Origin of the sequence: Streptomyces sp. NBC_01549 (assembly GCF_026339955.1) — a bacterium.
Lineage (GTDB): Bacteria > Actinomycetota > Actinomycetes > Streptomycetales > Streptomycetaceae > Streptomyces.
Window position 1 is genome coordinate 2,730,064 of sequence record NZ_JAPEPW010000001.1, and the last position, 17,851, is coordinate 2,747,914.

The window sequence follows — 17,851 nt, forward strand, 5'->3', positions numbered from 1 at the left end:
CTCCTTCCTCATCGTGTCAACGTCAGCCCTCGTCCGGGCCACCGCTCTCCTTGTCGTCGGCCGCCTCGGCCTTGACGGTCTGCGCCCCCGGCTGCGGTTCGGCGACCGCCACCCGCGCGGGGCGGATGGTGCGCTCGCCGATGCGATACCCCGGCTGCAGAATCGCCACGCACGTCGTCTCCGTGACGTCCGGCGCGTACGAGTGCATCAGGGCCTCGTGGATCATCGGGTCGAAGGGCTCGCCCTCCTTGCCGAACTGCTGCAGGCCCATCTTCGCCGCGACGGTCTCAAGCGACTCGGCCACCGACTTGAAGCCGCCGACCAGTTCGCCGTGATCCCGCGCGCGGGCGATGTTGTCGAGCACGGGCAGGAGTTCGGTCAGGAGGTTCGCGATGGCGATCTCCTTGACCGCGATCCGGTCACGCTCGACCCGGCGGCGGTAGTTCTGGTACTCGGCCTGGAGCCGCTGGAGGTCCATCGTGCGCTCACCGAGCGCCGTACGGACCTGGTCCAGCTGTGCGGTCAGGCCGGTCAGCTGTGCTGCTGCTGATGCGTCCCCGGCCGGGGCCGCCGCCTCCTCCGTGGAGGCGGCGGCGGCCTGCGGCTCGGCGTCGTCAGGGGTGGCGCCGGAGGGGACGTCGGGCTTCTCCTCGAAGCCCGGGGTCTCCTCCGTCACGCGGCACCGTCCTTGCGGTCCTCGTCGACGATCTCGGCGTCGACGACGTCGTCATCGGCCTTGGCCTGCTCGGCACCGGGCGCACCCTCGGCGCCACCGGCCGCCTGCGCGGCCTGGGCGTCGGCGTACATGGCCTGGCCGAGCTTCTGCGAGACCGCGGCGACCTTCTCCGTGGCGGTGCGGATCTCGGCGGTGTCCTCGCCCTTGAGCTTCTCCTTCAGCTCGGCGATGGAGGCCTCGACCTCGGTCTTGACGTCACCCGGGACCTTGTCCTCGTTGTCCGCGAGGAACTTCTCGGTCTGGTAGACGAGCTGCTCGCCCTGGTTGCGGGTCTCGGCGGCCTCGCGGCGCTTGTGGTCCTCGTCCGCGTACTGCTCGGCCTCCTGGCGCATCCGGTCGACCTCGTCCTTCGGCAGCGAGGAGCCGCCGGTGACGGTCATCTTCTGCTCCTTGCCCGTGCCCAGGTCCTTCGCGGTCACGTGCATGATGCCGTTGGCGTCGATGTCGAAGGCGACCTCGATCTGCGGGACACCGCGCGGGGCCGGCGGCAGACCGGTCAGCTCGAACATCCCGAGCTTCTTGTTGTACGCCGCGATCTCGCGCTCGCCCTGGTAGACCTGGATCTGGACGGACGGCTGGTTGTCCTCGGCGGTGGTGAAGATCTCGGACCGCTTGGTCGGGATCGTCGTGTTCCGCTCGATGAGCTTCGTCATGATGCCGCCCTTGGTCTCGATACCGAGGGACAGCGGGGTGACGTCGAGGAGCAGGACGTCCTTGACCTCGCCCTTGAGGACACCGGCCTGCAGGGCGGCACCGATGGCGACGACCTCGTCCGGGTTGACGCCCTTGTTGGCGTCCTGGCCGCCGGTCAGCTCCTTGACGAGCTCGGCGACGGCGGGCATGCGGGTGGAGCCACCGACGAGAACGACGTGGTCGATCTCGGAGAGGTTGATGCCCGCGTCCTTGATGACGTTGTGGAACGGCGTCTTGCAGCGCTCCAGAAGGTCGGCGGTGAGCTGCTGGAACTGGGCGCGGGTGAGCTTCTCGTCCAGGTGCAGCGGGCCCTCGGCGGACGCCGTGATGTAGGGCAGGTTGATCGAGGTCTCGGTGGACGAGGACAGCTCGATCTTCGCCTTCTCGGCGGCTTCGCGCAGACGCTGGAGCGCCATCTTGTCCTTGGCGAGGTCCACGCCGTGACCGGAGCGGAACTGCTGCACCAGGTAGTCGACGACGCGCTGGTCCCAGTCGTCGCCACCGAGGTGGTTGTCACCGTTGGTGGCCTTCACCTCGACGACGCCGTCGCCGATCTCCAGGAGGGACACGTCGAAGGTGCCGCCACCGAGGTCGAAGACGAGGATCGTCTGGTCGTCCTTGTCCAGGCCGTACGCGAGGGCGGCGGCCGTGGGCTCGTTCACGATGCGCAGGACGTTCAGGCCCGCGATCTCGCCGGCCTCCTTCGTCGCCTGGCGCTCGGAGTCGTTGAAGTACGCCGGGACGGTGATGACCGCGTCCGTGACCTTCTCACCCAGGTAGGCCTCGGCGTCGCGCTTCAGCTTCTGCAGGATGAAGGCGCTCATCTGCTGCGGGTTGAAGTTCTTCCCGTCGAGCTCGATCTTCCAGTCCGTGCCCATGTGACGCTTGACGGACCGGATCGTCCGGTCCACGTTCGTGACCGCCTGGCGCTTGGCGACCTCGCCGACGAGCACCTCGCCGTTCTTGGCGAAGGCGACGACGGACGGCGTGGTCCTGGCGCCCTCTGCGTTGGTGATGACGGTGGGCTCGCCGCCTTCAAGAACGCTGACGACGGAGTTAGTCGTGCCCAGGTCGATGCCGACCGCACGTGCCATTTCAATTCCTCCAGCAATGACTTGAGTGGAACGGACTCAAGTGTGCACGACACGCACCGCTGGGTCAACAGACATGAGTCGAGGGGGCTCAAGTCTTATCTCTTGCTTACACGCAGGTGCGCTCGCACACGTGGTCCGACCTGCTGTTTCGCGGTCAACTGAGTCCCGTACGCGGCGACATGCCGTCCCCCGTAGGTGGGGATCCGAAGCAGCGCCAGTACGGCGACACCGGCGCCGCCCGCCAACCACAACGCCGCCGTCGCGCTCACCCATCCCATGTCGATCAGCATCCCGACGAGTGCATCCGCGAAGCCGGTGATCCCCACGACGACCGCGGCACCCTGGGGCGTGACACCCAGGCGGCGCAACCGGTGGACGAGATGGTCGGGGGCGCCGCGCAGCAGCGGACGCCCGGCCCGCCGCCGCGACACCAGCACCAGTACGGCGTCGACGGTCGCCACCGCCGTCAGCGCGAACCCGGCACCCGCGCTCGACCCGGCCTCCCGCCCGGTATGCACCAGCACCGCCGCCGAGGCCAGTACGAACCCGGTGAAGAGCGCGCCGCAGCGCCCCGGGACGATCCGGGCCGGCGGCCAGTTGTGCATCAGGAACCCGGTCAGCGCGGCGGCCAGCACGCTCAGCAGCGCCGCGAGCCCGTCCATGACCTCGGCGGCCGCACATCCGCTCAGCGCGAAGGCGGTCACCACCGCGACCGTCCCCATCACTCCGTCGGCGTGGTCGAGGGAGGTGAAGGCGTGGGTGACGATGACGATCCAGCCGACAGCCACCACCCCGACCACGGGACCGAGTTCGCCGTACGGCACGGTCAGCGCGGCGGCACCGGTCACGACGGCCGCCTGCAGCGCGAGCCGCAGGCGAGCCGAGCGGGACCACAGGTCGACGACCAGCCCGAAGGCGCCGACACCGATCCCGGCGACCAGCAGCCGCCCGCTCGCGGGTCCCAGCGGCGCCACGTCCGTCCAGTCCCCGACCCCGGCGACGAACGCCGTCACCGCCACCACCGCTACCCCGCCGAGCAGCGGCACCGCGCGCGCCCGCCGCCGCTCGACCACGCCGAAGCGCAGGGCGAGGAGCCGCAGCAGGGCGGCGAGCACGGCGGCGAGGAGCAGGGCAGAGGTGGCGGCGGCGATTCCGTACAGCACGCCGCCAATTTAGTATTAAATGTCGCAAATACGCCGCAGATAACACGATCGGGTTTACGTGTCGGTCGGTGACCTGGGCGACTGGCGGTCGGCGACTTCCGTGACTGGCGGTCCGTGAGTTCGGCGACTCAGGTGGACCTCAGCGACGCAGATCACCGCACCGCTGACTACAGTGCGGCGGAAGATATGGGTAGTCTCAGACGGACTGCATAAGTTACCGCTTAGTAATCGGCTGAAGGTCGGCCTTCAGCTCCCCCTCGCAGGCCCGAGGAGCCCCCGAATGCAACTCGCCGCGATCATTGTGTCGCTGGTTCTGATCGTGGTCGGCGTGGCCCTGTTCACCCGCGCCCTCCTGCAGATCTACAACTTCATGCGGCTCGGCCAGGACGTGCCCGCGGGCACCCGCACCGACGAGCCCGTCCAGCGCACCGTCACCGTGGTCAGGGAGTTCCTCGGCCACACCCGGATGAACCGCTGGGGCATCGTCGGTGTCGCGCACTGGTTCGTGGCGGTGGGCTTCTTCTCGCTGCTGCTGACGATCGTCAACGCCGTCGGCCAGCTGTTCGAGGCCGACTGGATCCTGCCGGTCATCGGCGACTGGGCGCCGTACAACGTCTTCGTCGAGTTCATCGGGACGATGACCGTGCTCGGCATCCTGACGCTGATCGTGATCCGCCAGCTGAGCAGGCCGGACAGGCCGGGCCGCAAGTCCCGCTTCGCCGGCTCCAACTTCGGCCAGGCGTACTTCGTCGAGGCCGTCATCCTCATCGTCGGCGTCTGCATCTTCATGCTGCACGCGCTGGAGGGTGCCCAGCACCACGTGGACGGCTACGAGTCCTCGTTCTTCATCTCGTACCCGGTGGTGTCGTGGCTGGAGAGCCTGGACGTCTCCACGCTCCAGAACCTCACCTACTTCTTCGCGGGCCTGAAGATCGCGACCTCCTTCATCTGGATGATCACGGTCGCCCTGAAGACCGACATGGGTGTCGCCTGGCACCGCTTCCTCGCCTTCCCGAACATCTGGTTCAAGCGGAACGCGAAGGGCGAGACCGCCCTCGGCGCGCTGCTGCCGATGACGAGCGGCGGCAAGGCCATCGACTTCACCGACCCCGGCGAGGACGACGTCTTCGGTGTCTCCCAGGTCGAGCAGTTCTCCTGGAAGGGCCTGCTGGACTTCTCCACCTGCACCGAGTGCGGCCGCTGCCAGTCGCAGTGCCCCGCCTGGAACACGGGCAAGCCGCTCTCCCCCAAGCTCCTCATCATGTCCCTCCGGGACCACGCCCACGCCAAGGCGCCCTACCTGCTCGCGGGCGGCGGCAAGAACATGGAGGGCGAGGAGAAGGCGTCGGCGGAGCAGCTGGCCGACGTGCCGGCCGCCGCGCTCGCCGAGGCCGAGCGCCCCCTCATCGGCACGTTCGAGGAGAACGGCGTCATCGACCCCGACGTGCTGTGGTCCTGCACCACGTGCGGCGCGTGTGTCGAGCAGTGCCCGGTCGACATCGAGCACATCGACCACATCGTCGACATGCGCCGCTACCAGGTGATGATCGAGAGCGCGTTCCCGTCCGAGGCGGGCACCATGCTCAAGAACCTGGAGAAGAAGGGCAACCCCTGGGGCCTGGCCAAGAAGCAGCGCCTCGAGTGGACGAAGGAAGTCGACTTCGAGATCCCGGTCGTCGGACGCGACATCGAGGACCTGTCCGAGGTCGAGTACCTGTACTGGGTCGGCTGCGCCGGCGCCCTCGAGGACCGCGCCAAGAAGACCACGAAGGCCTTCGCGGAGCTCCTCCACATGGCGGGCGTCAAGTTCGCCATCATGGGCGGCGACGAGAAGTGCACCGGTGACTCCGCCCGCCGCCTCGGCAACGAGCCCCTCTTCCAGGAGCTCGGCATGGAGAACGTCGCCGCGCTGAACATGGCCTTCGGTGAGGATGACGAGGACGAGTCGACGAAGAAGCCGAAGTCGGCGAAGAAGATCGTCGCCACCTGCCCGCACTGCCTCAACACGATCGGCAACGAGTACCCGCAGCTCGGCGGCGACTACGAGGTCATCCACCACACCCAGCTGCTCCAGCACCTCATCGACGAGGGCAAGCTGCTCCCGGTGACCCCGGTGGACGGCCTCATCACCTACCACGACCCCTGCTACCTGGGCCGCCACAACAAGATCTACACGCCCCCGCGCGAGATCATGTCGGCCGTTCCGGGCCTGCGTCAGCAGGAGATGCACCGGCACAAGGAGCGCGGTTTCTGCTGCGGTGCCGGTGGTGCGCGGATGTGGATGGAGGAGCGGATCGGCAAGCGCATCAACAACGAGCGCGTCGACGAAGCTCTTTCCCTCAACCCGGACATCGTGTCCACGGCCTGTCCGTTCTGCCTCGTGATGTTGACCGACTCGGTCAACGGCAAGAAGAACGACGGCCAGGCCAAGGAGTCCGTCCAGGTCGTGGACGTGGCTCAGCTTCTCCTCGACTCCGTCAGGACGCCGGTTGATCCGGCGGGGGCGGCGGAGGCGGAGAGCGAGCCGGAGCCCGAGCCGGTCAAGTAACCGGCCGATTCCCCCGGACGCCGGTGGAGGCGAGACTCTCGCCCCCGCCGGCGTCCGTGTTTCTCGCCTCCGCCGCCCCTACCCGACCCATCCCCGCCTGGGGCTCCGCCCCAGACCCCGAGGGCCGTGTCTTCGACCGCGGGAGGGTGGGGGCCGGTCGCGCAGTTCCCCGCGCCCCTCAAACGTCCGGCGCCCGGCGCCCGACGTCCGCCCCTTGACGACGAAGACCGCCGCCCCCGGGCGGCGGGGGCGTGAGACGCCGTGGGCAGCGCGATGCCGAGCCCGTTTCTGTGCGGGCCCGGCTGTCCCGGGGTGACTGAAGCCGCCCCAGGACACCGCGCCCGGGGGCGCGGCTACTTCGCGGAGCGGCGCCGCGCCGAGTCGCCCGTCACCTTCGCGACCCACTTGAGGAAGTCGCCCGGGTCGACGTTCGAACCGTGACCTTCGTCCCAGTAGTAGAGGTGGTCGACGTCGTCGCCCAGGTTGTCCAGCGCGGCAGCCAGGTTGGCGGAGACCGTCAGCGAGGTGTCGGAGTCCTTGGTGCCGAGGCGGATCCACCAGTGCCTCGACCGGCTGGGGTTCTCCTCCCCGATGTGGTGCATCGGGTTCATCAGGTCGAGCTTCTCGGCGATGTCGCTCGCGACCCGCTTCGTGGCGAGGCCGGTGGTGTCGTTCTTCGCCCCGTACGCCGTGAAGTGCCGCGCCTCGGTGGTACCGGCGCCGAACTCGTTGTTCGCCCACGGCGACGACGCGGGCATCGGGATCGTCTACGGAACCGGAGCCGGAACGGGAGCCGGAGCCACACGTGGACTCGCGCCCGGCGCACGGCAGTTGCTGAACCCGGCGCGCCAAGCAGCCGGTACGAAGGGCCGGTCACCCGCCGTCTTCGACGCGGAGGCGAGCTGCGACCTGGACAAGGACGGCTTCACCGATCTCGTCGTGTCGACGGACCCGCCGTACGACGGGCAGGGCCGGCCCCCCGTCCCCCTCCAGATCCTCTTCGGCTCCCCGGCCGGCCTCACCGGCAGGGCGGTCGAGCTGGTCATCCCGGCGGCGGCCCGCGCCGGCAACGACTGGCCCGACCAGCCCGTGTGCGGCGACTTCGACGGCGACGGCGCCGAGGACCTGGTCGTGCACGCCTCGGACGGCCGACTCAGCTATCTGCGCGGCCCGTTCACCAGGAAGGGCGCCCCCCGCGCGGCGGGCAGACCCCTCCCCTCACCCGGCACGTGCCCACCGGCCCCGCCCTCGACGTGAACCGCGACGGCTACGACGACCTTCTCGTCCGTACGGCGGAAGGCCCCGCGACCTCCGCGCTCGTCCTCGGCGGCCCGGCCGGACCCACCCGCACCGGCACCACCCTGCCGACCGGCATCGACGTCGCCTTCGGCCGCTTCGGCAAGGGCCGCGCCCTCGACGCGGCGGTCGGCGCGATGGACGGAACGTATCTGCGCTACGACCTCCCCACCGCCGTACCCGGCAGCATCAGCACCCCCGGTTCGGTGCTGGACGCCGGGGACTTCGACGGGGACGGCGTGAGTGAACTCGTATCCAGCGGAGCGGAGTTGCGGATCCTGCGAGGTCGTACGACCGGACTGTCCACGACGGGGATGGTGACCGTGCCGCCACCGGCCCGGGGTACCACCCGGGTCCTGACCGTCGCCGACTTCACGGGGGACGGGCGGGCGGACCTGGTCGTGCGGACGTACGACGGGGAGACGAAGGACACGGTCGCGGTGTACGTGGGCAGCAAGGAGGCGTTGGTGGCGGCGAAGCCGACGGTCACGTTCTCCACGTCCGAGTTCCTGCGAATGAACTCCTGAACCACGAGTCACTTCACCACCAGACGCCTCACGACAAGTCACCTCACCACCAATCACCTCACCACCAATCACCTCACCACCAGTCACCGCCAGTCACCACCAGCAGCACTCGCCTCAGGCATCACGGAAAATAATCAAACTCACGTACAACCCTCAGCCCCCTTTCAAGGTCTTCTGTTCGCCGACCAGCCCCCGAACCCCGGGACAACTCCCGGTGAACGACGGCGGTCCGCACCCCATTGACTGGGAATGCCCGTCAGGCATCCCCGCATGCCCAGGAGACCCCCGCATGCACAAGCAGTACCCGCAGCACCGCACACGCACCTTCAGACTCGCCCTCGCGACGGCCACCGCGGTCGCGCTGACGGGCGGTCTGCTCACCTTCTCGGCCGCGACGGCGACGGCCGCGGACTCCACGAAGGTCCCGCAGGCCGACTTCAACGGCGACGGAATCGGCGACGTCGCCTTCTCCGCCTCCGACGCCTACGTGAGCGGCCTCAAGGCCGCCGGCCAGGTCGTCGTCCTCTACGGCACCCACAGTGGCGTGTCCGGCGCCAAGCGCTCCACCCTCAGCCAGAACACCGCCGGTGTCCCCGGCACCGCCGAGGCCGGGGACATCTTCGGCTCCGACACGGCGTACGCGGACTTCAACGGCGACGGTTACGACGACCTCGCCGTGTCCTCCGCGCACGAGAAGTTCGGCAACGACACCGACGCCGGTGGCCTCGCCGTCCTCTGGGGCTCCCCGAGCGGCCTCACCGGCAAGGGAGTGGCCATCGCCGACCCGGCCGGCTCCTCGCACGACTACTGGGGCAAGACCATCGCCGCGGGCGACTTCGACGGCGACGGCAAGGCTGACCTGGCCGTCGGCAACTCCTCCAGCACGATCTACGTCTATCGGGGCGGTATCACCTCCACCGGCGCGGCCGGCCTCGCCCGCACCACGATCAAGCCCCCGATCCAGTCCGGCGGCAACGCCCTCGGCCCACGGAACCTCACCGCCGGTGACATCAACGGCGACGGCCGCACCGACCTGGTGGTCGACGGCTTCGAGACCAAGACCGACTACGGCTGGAACACGAACTACTACGTGCCCGGCACCGCGAACGGCCTGAACGTCTCCGCCGCCAAGGCCCTCAAGCCCGGCATCATCACCGCCATCGGCGACATCAACAACGACGGCTTCGGCGACATCGTCAGCGGCGCGTTCTGGGACAACAAGACCGAGGACGGCACGACCGTCCCGGACTCCGCGCTCGGCGGGAAGGTGAACATCACCTACGGCTCCGCGTCCGGCCCCGCCGGTACCACCGGAATCACCCAGGACTCCGGCAACGTGCCCGGCAGCTCGGAGAAGGCCGACAGCTTCGGCTACGAGCTGGACCTCGGCGACATCAACGGCGACGGCTACCAGGACCTGGTCATCAGCGCCGCGTACGAGGACCTGAACGGTGTCGCGGACACCGGCATGGTCACCGTCCTGTACGGCTCCGCGAACGGCGTCAACACCTCCTCCGGCACCCAGGCCTTCGCCCAGAGCACGCCGGGCGTCCCCGGCAGCGACGAGAAGTCCGACTTCTTCGGCCTGGACACGAAGCTCGACGACGTCAACGGCGACGGCAAGGCCGACCTGCTCGTGGGCTCCTACGAGAACGGTGGCGACGGCAGCGTCACCTACCTGCCCTCCAACGGCTCCAAGATCACCACGACCGGCTCCCGCGCCATCTGGCCGGCCGACGCGGGCGTCTCGACGACGGGCACTCCGGCGTTCGGCGCCAACTTCGCGGACTGATCCCACCTGCTCTCGAGCCGGGCCCGCACCCACGGGCCCGGCTTCCGCCCTCTTACCTCTTCCGGAGCCCGAAAGCCCGTAAGGGAGACGCGTACTCCTCCCCTTAGGGGATGTCACAGCTCGGCCCCAAACCCCCTCGGATGGCCCGCACCCAGCACGTCACCGTGCGGGACCAGGTACGTTCGATTACGTGGCTGGATTCAGGATCGGACGCGGCCGGGACGACCGGGCCCCGCAAGCGCGACCGCAACAACACCGACCGTCGTACGGACAGCAGGCTCCGCAGGGAGGCCAGCAGCCGTACGGCTACCCGCCCGCGCCCTCGCAGCAGCAGCCGTACGGGGGTCAGCAGTACGGCGGCGGCCAGCAGGGCTGGCCCCAGGCGAACGGCGGCGGCCACGGCGAGCCGGAGTACTTCGGCGACGGTCACCCGCAGCAGGGCCCCGACCCGTACGCGGCGAACAGCCCCGGTCACACCCAGTCCTTCTCGGTCGGCGAGGACCCCTACACCCAGGGCGGCACCTACCACGCCGGCCAGGTGGCGGCCCCGCCGATCGGCCCCCGGCTGCACTGGAAGGACCTGCTGAGGGGCATCGTCACGGCCCCCAACCAGACCTTCCTGCAGATGCGCGACTACACGATGTGGGCCCCGGCCCTGATCGTGACGTTCCTCTACGGCCTGCTGGCCGTCTTCGGCTTCGACGGCGCCCGCAAGGACGCCATAGAGGCCACCCTCTCCAACGCCGTCCCGATCGTCCTGACGACGGCCGTGGCGATCGTCATCAGCACGTTCATCCTGGGTGTGGTCACCCACACCCTGGCCCGCCAGCTCGGCGGCGACGGCGCCTGGCAGCCCACGGTCGGCCTCTCCATGCTGATCATGTCCATCACGGACGCCCCGCGTCTGGTCGTCGCCATGTTCTTCGGCGGCGACGCGTCCTTCGTACAGCTCCTCGGCTGGGTGACCTGGGTCGCGGCGGGCGCCCTGTTGACCCTCATGGTCAGCAAGTCCCACGACCTCCCGTGGCCGAAGGCACTGGCCGCGTCGGCCATCCAGCTGATCGCGATCCTGTCGATCATCAAGCTGGGCACGTTCTAGCAAGGACGCGCGGTACGCCGCGTAACGTCGAGTACGTACGAGAGGGCCCCCGGCACCGAACCACTGCCGGGGGCCTTCTCCATCCCTTGCCTGGGCCAGGTCAGAGCGCTTCTTTCGACGGGGTGACCGGCTCTCCGGACTTACGCACCGGAGGCAGCACACTCCAGGGGAAGTTGATCCAGTCGTCGGTCCGCTTCCACACGTACTCGCACTTCACCAGCGAGTGGGACTTCTCATAGATCACGGCGCTGCGGACCTCGGCGACGGTGTCGACGCAGAAGTCGTGCACGAGCTTGAGCGTCTTGCCGGTGTCGGCGACGTCGTCGGTGATCAGGACCTTCTTGTCGGAGAAGTCGATGGCGTTGGGAACGGGAGCGAGCATGACGGGCATGTCGAGCGTCGTACCCACACCGGTATAGAACTCCACGTTGACCAGGTGGATGTTCTTGCAGTCGAGGGCGTACGCCAGTCCACCCGCGACGAACACACCCCCGCGGGCGATGCTGAGCACGATGTCGGGCTGGTAGCCGTCGTCGGCGATGGTCTGGGCGAGCTCACGGACCGCGGCCCCGAACCGCTCGTAGGTGAGGTTCTCCCGGGCGTCGGACAAGCTCATATCCTCACTCCCTTACTCTCCCCACTTCCGCTCACACCTGGGTCCGATGGAAGTTGAGGAAGGACCGGGAGGCGGTCGGCCCGCGCTGGCCCTGGTAGCGGGAGCCGTACCGGTCGCTGCCGTACGGGAACTCGGCCGGCGAGCTCAACCGGAACAGGCACAGCTGCCCGATCTTCATGCCCGGCCAGAGCTTGATCGGAAGCGTCGCGAGATTGGACAGCTCCAGGGTCACGTGCCCGGAGAAGCCGGGGTCGATGAACCCGGCGGTGGAGTGCGTGACGAGCCCCAGCCGCCCCAGCGAACTCTTGCCCTCCAGCCGCGAGGCGAGGTCCACTGGAAGCGAGATCACCTCGTACGTGCTCGCGAGCACGAACTCCCCGGGATGCAGGATGAACGGCTCGTCCCCCTCGGGCTCGACGAGCCGAGTCAGATCGGCCTGCTCGACGGAAGGGTCGATATGGGGATAACGGTGATTCTCGAACACCCGGAAGTAGCGGTCGAGCCGCACGTCGACGCTCGAGGGCTGCACCATGGATTCGTCGTACGGGTCGATACGCACCCGGCCGGCGTCGATCTCGGCGCGGATGTCCTTGTCTGAGAGAAGCACGCCCCGAGGATACGCGGGGACTGTCAGCATTTCGCACAGTCCCCGCGCCCCAGGTCCTACCGCTGGTTCTACCGCTGAGTCCTACCGCTTCTCGAGCATGACCGGAACGACGCTCCGGAGCCGCGCACACCGCGGACACCGGATCAATCGACCGGGGCCGAGCCGCTCGGCCTGCTGCATCGGGAACGAAGCGGTGCTGAACACGTGCCCCTCGGCACAACGGACGACGGTGCGCTCCATCAAGTCCTCAGAGTCCCTTCCCCAAGAGCCGCGTCTAACTGACGACGAAAGCCACATTACGGGATGAAAGGGACGGCCCTCCAGGCGGCACTCCAGTCCCGCCCAGACCCTCTTCGACCCCTCCACCGTACGCCCCAACTCCGGCCCCCCGCACCCACGTCCACCCCCCGAAACGCGCACCGGCCCCACGGCGTCAGCGCCAGGGAGCGGGTATGAGGTAGAGTGAGCGAGCATTCGACACCGGGTAAACCGGCGTCTTACGCGGGTGTAGTTTAGTGGTAGAACATCAGCTTCCCAAGCTGAGAGTGCGAGTTCGATTCTCGTCACCCGCTCCATATGAAACCCCCAGGTCGATGACCCGGGGGTTCTTTGTTGTCTAGACCTGTAGGCGGGGCGCGCACCATAACCGCACCATTAGGCCAAGGCACACCACTCGGTCAGCTGACTCGCGGCAGAATCGGGGGCAGCTCCAGTTCCCTGGCAGCCGAGCGCAGGAACTGCTTGCGCGGCTTCCCACTGACCATCTCATCGAAGGCCCGTCCTGCCCAGATGAGGCACATGGCAGCCGTCACCTCCACCACGGAGGTCCCCACCCTAGGCTCACTGCGGAGGCTGGGGGGCTCGGTCGTCGGCTCGATGAAGGCGAAGGCGCCGACCGTGCTGGGGTGTGCGTAGCCGCAGAGATGACGGTAGACGGAATACAGCTCCCGCTTCGGATCGATCTCGTCGCACTGGGCCTGGAACTTGCGAAAGATCTCACTCTCGTCGCTCTTCTCGGCAGGCTCGTTCTTGATGGTGTCGACGAGGTCCTGCGGCAGCTTGAACGCCTTCTGCATGTCCGTCAGAGCAGCCCGGTTCGTCCGACCACCCTCCGCCAAAACACCGCGGGCACCGGCGTCACCCTTCTGTGAGAGCCAGTGCAGGCTGATAGTCGTCTCGAACATGGTCCGAAGCAAGATCAGTGCCTCATGGCCATACCCGAGATCGACGAGATGCAGAGCCGACTCTGCGAGGCGGTGCACCTCGGCGCACCACCCGTGCCCGATGAGAACGGGCCGATAGTTGCGGTGCTTCGCCTCAACAGGCCCAGCCGCCCGGTAGTCGGCGACCAGCTTCTCGACAGTTTCGCGGTACTGCTGGCGCGTGACGTTACTCATGCTCGTTCCTCATGTCGGATGAGCGGAAGGGTACTTGAGCACGATCGGACTGGTTCACATATTTTTGTCCGCCCAGATCGCGCCGAGCAATAAGGGAGTTACGCAAGAGAAGGGCGAGCGCTTCAGCGCCCACCCTTCAAGATCAACATCGGGACTTGCTAGCTACGAATCAGAGCCCCCGTCCTGCTTGGCACGCTCGGCGCGCACCATGTCGTCGAGCCCGGCCGCCACGTCCCGTTGCCGCTCCTCGTCGGAGTGCTGATAGATCAGCGCGGCCTTCTCGGAAGACTGACCGGCCCGGACCATCGTGTCCTTAAGGGTGGCGCCCGAACGAGTCGAGAGCGTGTGTCCGGTGTGACGAAGGTCGTAGAAACGGAAGCCGTCCGGGAGGCCCACGGCTGCACGGGCCCGGCGCCACTTCCGGCCGAAGGAGGTTCGCCGGAAAGGAGCTCCCTTCTCGCCGACGAAAAGCAGACCGTCCGGGCCCTTCTCGGCGAACCAGGCGAGGTGTTGCCTCACCTCCTTGTGCAGGAAACCCGGAAGCACGACGGCACGGACGCCCGCGTCCGACTTGGTCTCACCGGGAGCACGCTTGCCGTTCGTCCGCTCCGGCTCGGCGACGCGGACACGGATCACCAGGTTGTCGGGGTCGACGTCACGACGGCGCAGGCCGGCCAGTTCCTCGGGCCGCATCGGACCGTACGCGCCGAGGTAGACCATGAGGCGCCAGCGGATACCGATCGCATCGGCGAGGGCGTCGACCTGGGCGACGGTGGCGACGGGGCGTTCAGCGGCGGACTCCTTGCCCCCGCCCTTGATCCGGCACGGGTTGCGGCTCACCAGATCATCATCTACGGCCGTCTCGAAGATGCCCTTGAGGAGGCGGTATGCCTTGGCGACGGTGGTCTTGGCTCCGGTGGTGCGGAGCCGCTCAGACCGCCATTCACGGACGCGAGGAGCGGTGATCTCGTCCAAATCGAGCGCGCCGAAGGTCGGAAGGAGGTGCAGTCGGAGGAGGTGCTTGTACAGATCCTCGGTGCGAACGGCCAACTCCCGCTCCTCGACCCACTTCTCGGCGTAGACGCGGAAGTTGACCGACCCGGCGTCAGGAGCGCGCCAGTCCCCTCGGCTGAGATCTGCCTCAACCTGGGAGAGCCAGATCTCCGCGTCCTTCTTGGTCGCGAAGGTCTCGTCCGCCCGGACACGTTCACCGTCGGGCGCCAGGTAGGACGCTGTCCAACTCCCCGATCGGTACTGCCGCACCGCGCCGAAGCGGCGACGCCTGCCCTTCTTGTTGGCCATCAGGCGGCCCTCCGCAGGCCGACGCGACGAAGCCGGATCGGCTCTACGGTGCGCGCTGCGATGAACTCCTCGACCGCGCTCTCGGGGATGCGGACATGCCGGCCGACCTTCACGTACCGGATGCGCCGCTCCTCGATCAGCCGCCGAGGGAAGCGGACGGTCGTGCCGAGCAAATCGGCGACTTGGTCGACCGAGAGATAGTGCTCAGCCACGGGTCGGTTCTCCTTCCGTTCCGGGGGCGGGGTCGAGGGATGCGGCGAGCCAGGCTTCGGCGGAGGACAGGCCGGTTCCGGCGAAGGCCCAGTGGGCGAGGACGTATGTCGTGTCGGTCCCGGTCTCGGTGGCTGTTGTGGCTTGAGCTCGGCGCCATTCGGCGCGGGCGTCGCGGAGTGCGCCGAGGGTGGTGGAGTAGCGGCGGGATTTGGTGGAGAAGTGGCCGCGGAAGCCGAGCATGTGGGCCCAGGCGCGGAGTCGGAGGTCTTCCAGGTCCTTGCGTGCGCCGAGGGTCCAGGCGGTACGGATCATTCGGCGGGCGTGGTCGGTGATGTCGAGCTGGGCGAGTTCGGCGAGGAACTTGAGGGGGCGGTCGAGAGCTCCCGTGGCGGTCTCGGCGCCCTTGGTGGCGTACTTGGCGATGTACGAGGCGACGGCCCGCTCGGTCAGCTCCTGGCCGCCGTCGAAGTCGGCGGATCGGATCGTGCGGACGTCGAGCTGACGGCCGAACGTGAAGATGTGGGCGCGTCCGTTGATGAGCGGGCCGTCCACGCGGACGTGGGCAGCGGCGGCACCGATGGCGTCGGTGAGCAGCTCGGCGGTGGCCCAGGCCGGGGGCGGGGTGTCGCCGCCCCCGGGGCCGTCGATGCGGATGACGGCGTGGAAGTGGACGGCGCCGCGCTTCTGGTACTCGGCGACCTTGGCGAATGACACCCGGGCGTGCTCGCGGAAGGTGCGTTGTGAGAGTCCGGCCCGCTTGGCGACCTCGCGGCGCAGGTAGGTGGAGAGGCGGCGCCATAGAGGACCGGCGTGTGCGTTCCAGAGGACGGCGGCTTCGTAGTCGTAGGTGTCCGGGTTGAGCGGGGTGCCGAGCTCGGCGTCGTCTTGGTCGTGGTGGACGCCGCAGCGGCAGCGACGGACTGAACCGGCCGGGCCGGTGGGGCGGTTGTGGACGGGGCCGAAGCTGGGTGCGGTGAAGGTGGCGAAGACGCGGGGGTGTGCGGCGACGCGTTCCGGGATGCCCTTGCCTCCGCGCAGGCCGGAGGTGATCAGGTGGAAGGTGTCGCGGCGGTAGACCTCGGCGCAGGCCGGGCATCGGGTGGTGCGGCGGTTGTTGCAGCGGACCAGGAGGTGACCGGCCGGGAGGGTGGTGGAGTCGAGGCGGTGGAGGATGTTGCCGATCTCTCCGGTGCGGGTGTTGACGTCGTATTCGGTGCGGTGGCCGTCGAGGCGGATCGGGTGGGTGCAGCCGCCGAGGCCGGAGAGCTGGCGGAGGATACCGGGCAGGGTGCCGTGCTGGGCCAGCTTGGCGAGTTCGGGCAGTGGGGGCGGGGTGGGGCGGGTGAAGATGGCGTTCTCCTTCTGGCTGGCTTGCTGCGCTGGTCAGGAGGGATGAGCCCCGGGGCGGCGGATGCTTGGCCGTGTCGAACCGCCCCGGGGCATCAGGCGCCGTTCAGCGCCGGTGGTGGTCGCGGAGCATCGAGCGCAGGACCACGGCGGCGATGGTGACCGATATGGCCGTGACGGCGACGGCGGCCAGGAGCGCGGTCAGGACGACTCCGCCGACGAGGACTGTTGCGACCGCTCCGGGGCTGATGGAGATCTGCGGGAGCGTGCGTCGTACGGGGGCCGGATCGGCCGGGGCGTGGGTGTGCGCGGGCGGCGGCGTCGGGTTGTCGGGGTACTTGGGCAGGAACACAGCGTCTCCTTATCTACTCGTCTAGTCATGTCAGCCGTTGACAATGCCCACGCCGGAACGTGTGCCGGAGTCGATGGCGGGGGCCATGAAGGTGTGCGAGAGCAGGAAGCCGAACAGGGTGATCACGACGACGATCCAGGTGCGGACGCCGAGGAACTTGACCGCTCCCCAGGCGATGAAGCCGAGGACGAGGACGAGCGGGAGGCTGACGGTCACGGGGGTGCGGGTCCTTTCAGCGGACGGGGCAGCGGTGGGTGCGGGCGGCGAGTTCGGCGGCGGCGCGGCTGTCGTAGTCGGCGGAGAAGCCGCAGCGCGGGGCGGTGCAGGCGGCGGTGTGCTTCTCACGGCCCCGTTTGTCGTAGGCGGTGCCGACCTGGACGGGGCCGATGCGGGTGACGTCACGGAAGCGGCGGTTGGCGGTCACGCGGATCTCCTTTCAGAGCTGAGCGACGATGGCGTCGGCCATGGGGGCGGGGACGCCGAGTCGGGCGCGGAGAGTCGGGGTGTCGATGGCCGCTCCCGTACGGTTCCGGTGCTCGGCGGCGACCTTTCGGGCGTGCTCGACCAGGGCGGCCGGTACGGCGACGGCAGGCGGCGCGGGGGTCGGCTTGGGTGCCGGTTGCGCGGGGAGCTCCGGGGTGGGATCGGGCGCGTCCTCCTGGTCCTGCTGGTCCTCGGTGCCCTCGTGCGGGGCCGGGGCCGAGTGGGCGAGGAGGGTTCCGCCGAGGAAGGCGACCGCGGGCCAGCCCGCGACGAGGATGCGCAGCCATGCCGGCACCTGGTCCAGGTCGAGGAGTCCGGCGGTGGCGACGTTGGCCCCGAGGGAGGCGGTGAGCGCGATGACGAACCAGCACCACCCAGCCGCTTTCTCCTCACCGGTCCGCAGCCGGCGCCAGGCGGCGACGAGCAGCAGGTCGACGGAGACGGGATACGCCCAGGCCTTCCATCCGTCCTGACCGGCCGCCGAGGCGACGTCGTGCAGGTGGGCGAAGGACAGTGCTGCGGCGATGAGCGCCTGGACGAGTACCGCGTCGACACGGGCCAGTTGGGCGCGCATGCTACGGCTCCT

The 17,851-nt window shown here is 68.7% G+C and carries 17 protein-coding genes, 1 tRNA gene and 1 pseudogene; 5 read left to right on the plus strand and 14 right to left on the minus strand.

The window, feature by feature from the left end:
* Positions 1-22: 22 nt before the first annotated feature.
* From grpE to OG819_RS11910, 3 genes are all read right to left on the minus strand, one after another.
* Positions 23-676: a nucleotide exchange factor GrpE gene (grpE, locus tag OG819_RS11900; RefSeq protein ID WP_266649316.1), complete on the minus strand. Its 654-nt coding sequence runs from the start codon at positions 674-676 to the stop codon at positions 23-25.
* Complete coding sequence (dnaK, locus tag OG819_RS11905) at positions 673-2,523, minus strand: molecular chaperone DnaK (protein WP_266432088.1); 1,851 nt, start codon at positions 2,521-2,523, stop codon at positions 673-675. The genes grpE and dnaK overlap by 4 nt, the downstream gene beginning before the upstream one ends.
* A 95-nt stretch (positions 2,524-2,618) precedes the next feature.
* The gene (locus OG819_RS11910; protein ID WP_266626839.1) at positions 2,619-3,686 is read right to left on the minus strand and encodes an MraY family glycosyltransferase; all 1,068 of its coding nucleotides are present in this window, start codon (positions 3,684-3,686) and stop codon (positions 2,619-2,621) included.
* Positions 3,687-3,966: 280 nt separating this feature from the next.
* Here OG819_RS11910 and OG819_RS11915 point away from each other — a divergent pair, with 280 nt between their 5' ends.
* Complete coding sequence (locus OG819_RS11915) at positions 3,967-6,234, plus strand: (Fe-S)-binding protein (protein WP_266649318.1); 2,268 nt, start codon at positions 3,967-3,969, stop codon at positions 6,232-6,234.
* Positions 6,235-6,587: 353 nt separating this feature from the next.
* On the opposite strand, the gene OG819_RS11920 is transcribed toward OG819_RS11915, so the two are convergent.
* The gene (locus OG819_RS11920) at positions 6,588-6,992 is read right to left on the minus strand and encodes a hypothetical protein (protein ID WP_323139338.1); all 405 of its coding nucleotides are present in this window, start codon (positions 6,990-6,992) and stop codon (positions 6,588-6,590) included.
* Here OG819_RS11920 and OG819_RS11925 point away from each other — a divergent pair.
* The 3 genes and pseudogenes from OG819_RS11925 to OG819_RS11935 form a co-directional block, all read left to right on the plus strand.
* Positions 6,973-8,057, plus strand: a pseudogene (locus OG819_RS11925) (FG-GAP repeat domain-containing protein); the annotation flags it as partial. The gene OG819_RS11920 and the pseudogene OG819_RS11925 overlap by 20 nt on opposite strands.
* Before the next feature lie 289 nt (positions 8,058-8,346).
* On the plus strand, positions 8,347-9,849 hold the full coding sequence (locus OG819_RS11930) for a VCBS repeat-containing protein (protein WP_266649320.1): 1,503 nt from the start codon (positions 8,347-8,349) through the stop codon (positions 9,847-9,849).
* Between the two features lie 190 nt (positions 9,850-10,039).
* A complete protein-coding gene (locus OG819_RS11935) occupies positions 10,040-10,948 on the plus strand; it encodes a Yip1 family protein (protein WP_266649322.1) in 909 nt (302 codons plus the stop codon).
* Positions 10,949-11,048: 100 nt separating this feature from the next.
* Here the strand turns inward: OG819_RS11935 and OG819_RS11940 are convergent, their stop codons facing one another.
* Together OG819_RS11940 and dcd are read right to left on the minus strand one after the other, a co-directional pair.
* Complete coding sequence (locus OG819_RS11940) at positions 11,049-11,564, minus strand: phosphoribosyltransferase (protein WP_266626831.1); 516 nt, start codon at positions 11,562-11,564, stop codon at positions 11,049-11,051.
* Positions 11,565-11,595: 31 nt separating this feature from the next.
* Positions 11,596-12,171, minus strand: a complete 576-nt coding sequence (gene dcd, locus OG819_RS11945) for a dCTP deaminase (RefSeq protein WP_266432096.1) — start codon at positions 12,169-12,171, stop codon at positions 11,596-11,598.
* Between the two features lie 501 nt (positions 12,172-12,672).
* On the opposite strand from dcd, the gene OG819_RS11950 reads away from it, so the two are divergent.
* A tRNA-Gly gene (locus OG819_RS11950) sits at positions 12,673-12,746 on the plus strand.
* Between the two features lie 102 nt (positions 12,747-12,848).
* On the opposite strand, the gene OG819_RS11955 is transcribed toward OG819_RS11950, so the two are convergent.
* The 8 genes from OG819_RS11955 to OG819_RS11990 form a co-directional block, all read right to left on the minus strand.
* Positions 12,849-13,568, minus strand: coding sequence for a DUF5677 domain-containing protein (locus OG819_RS11955; protein ID WP_266649324.1), 720 nt, complete (start codon positions 13,566-13,568; stop codon positions 12,849-12,851).
* 162 nt (positions 13,569-13,730) lie between these two features.
* Complete coding sequence (locus OG819_RS11960) at positions 13,731-14,870, minus strand: tyrosine-type recombinase/integrase (RefSeq protein WP_266649326.1); 1,140 nt, start codon at positions 14,868-14,870, stop codon at positions 13,731-13,733.
* Positions 14,870-15,082, minus strand: coding sequence for an excisionase family DNA-binding protein (locus tag OG819_RS11965; RefSeq protein WP_099921537.1), 213 nt, complete (start codon positions 15,080-15,082; stop codon positions 14,870-14,872). Before OG819_RS11965 ends, OG819_RS11960 begins: the two co-directional genes overlap by 1 nt.
* Positions 15,075-16,388, minus strand: a complete 1,314-nt coding sequence (locus tag OG819_RS11970) for a replication initiator (RefSeq protein ID WP_266652673.1) — start codon at positions 16,386-16,388, stop codon at positions 15,075-15,077. Before OG819_RS11970 ends, OG819_RS11965 begins: the two co-directional genes overlap by 8 nt.
* Before the next feature lie 148 nt (positions 16,389-16,536).
* Entirely contained in the window at positions 16,537-16,782 is a 246-nt protein-coding gene (locus tag OG819_RS11975; protein ID WP_266649328.1) for a SpdD protein, read from the minus strand.
* A 30-nt stretch (positions 16,783-16,812) separates the two neighbouring features.
* Positions 16,813-16,998: a hypothetical protein gene (locus OG819_RS11980; RefSeq protein WP_266649329.1), complete on the minus strand. Its 186-nt coding sequence runs from the start codon at positions 16,996-16,998 to the stop codon at positions 16,813-16,815.
* A 16-nt stretch (positions 16,999-17,014) separates the two neighbouring features.
* Entirely contained in the window at positions 17,015-17,206 is a 192-nt protein-coding gene (locus OG819_RS11985; RefSeq protein WP_266649330.1) for a mobile element transfer protein, read from the minus strand.
* Between the two features lie 12 nt (positions 17,207-17,218).
* A complete protein-coding gene (locus tag OG819_RS11990; protein ID WP_266649332.1) occupies positions 17,219-17,839 on the minus strand; it encodes a DUF2637 domain-containing protein in 621 nt (206 codons plus the stop codon).
* Positions 17,840-17,851 lie beyond the last annotated feature (12 nt).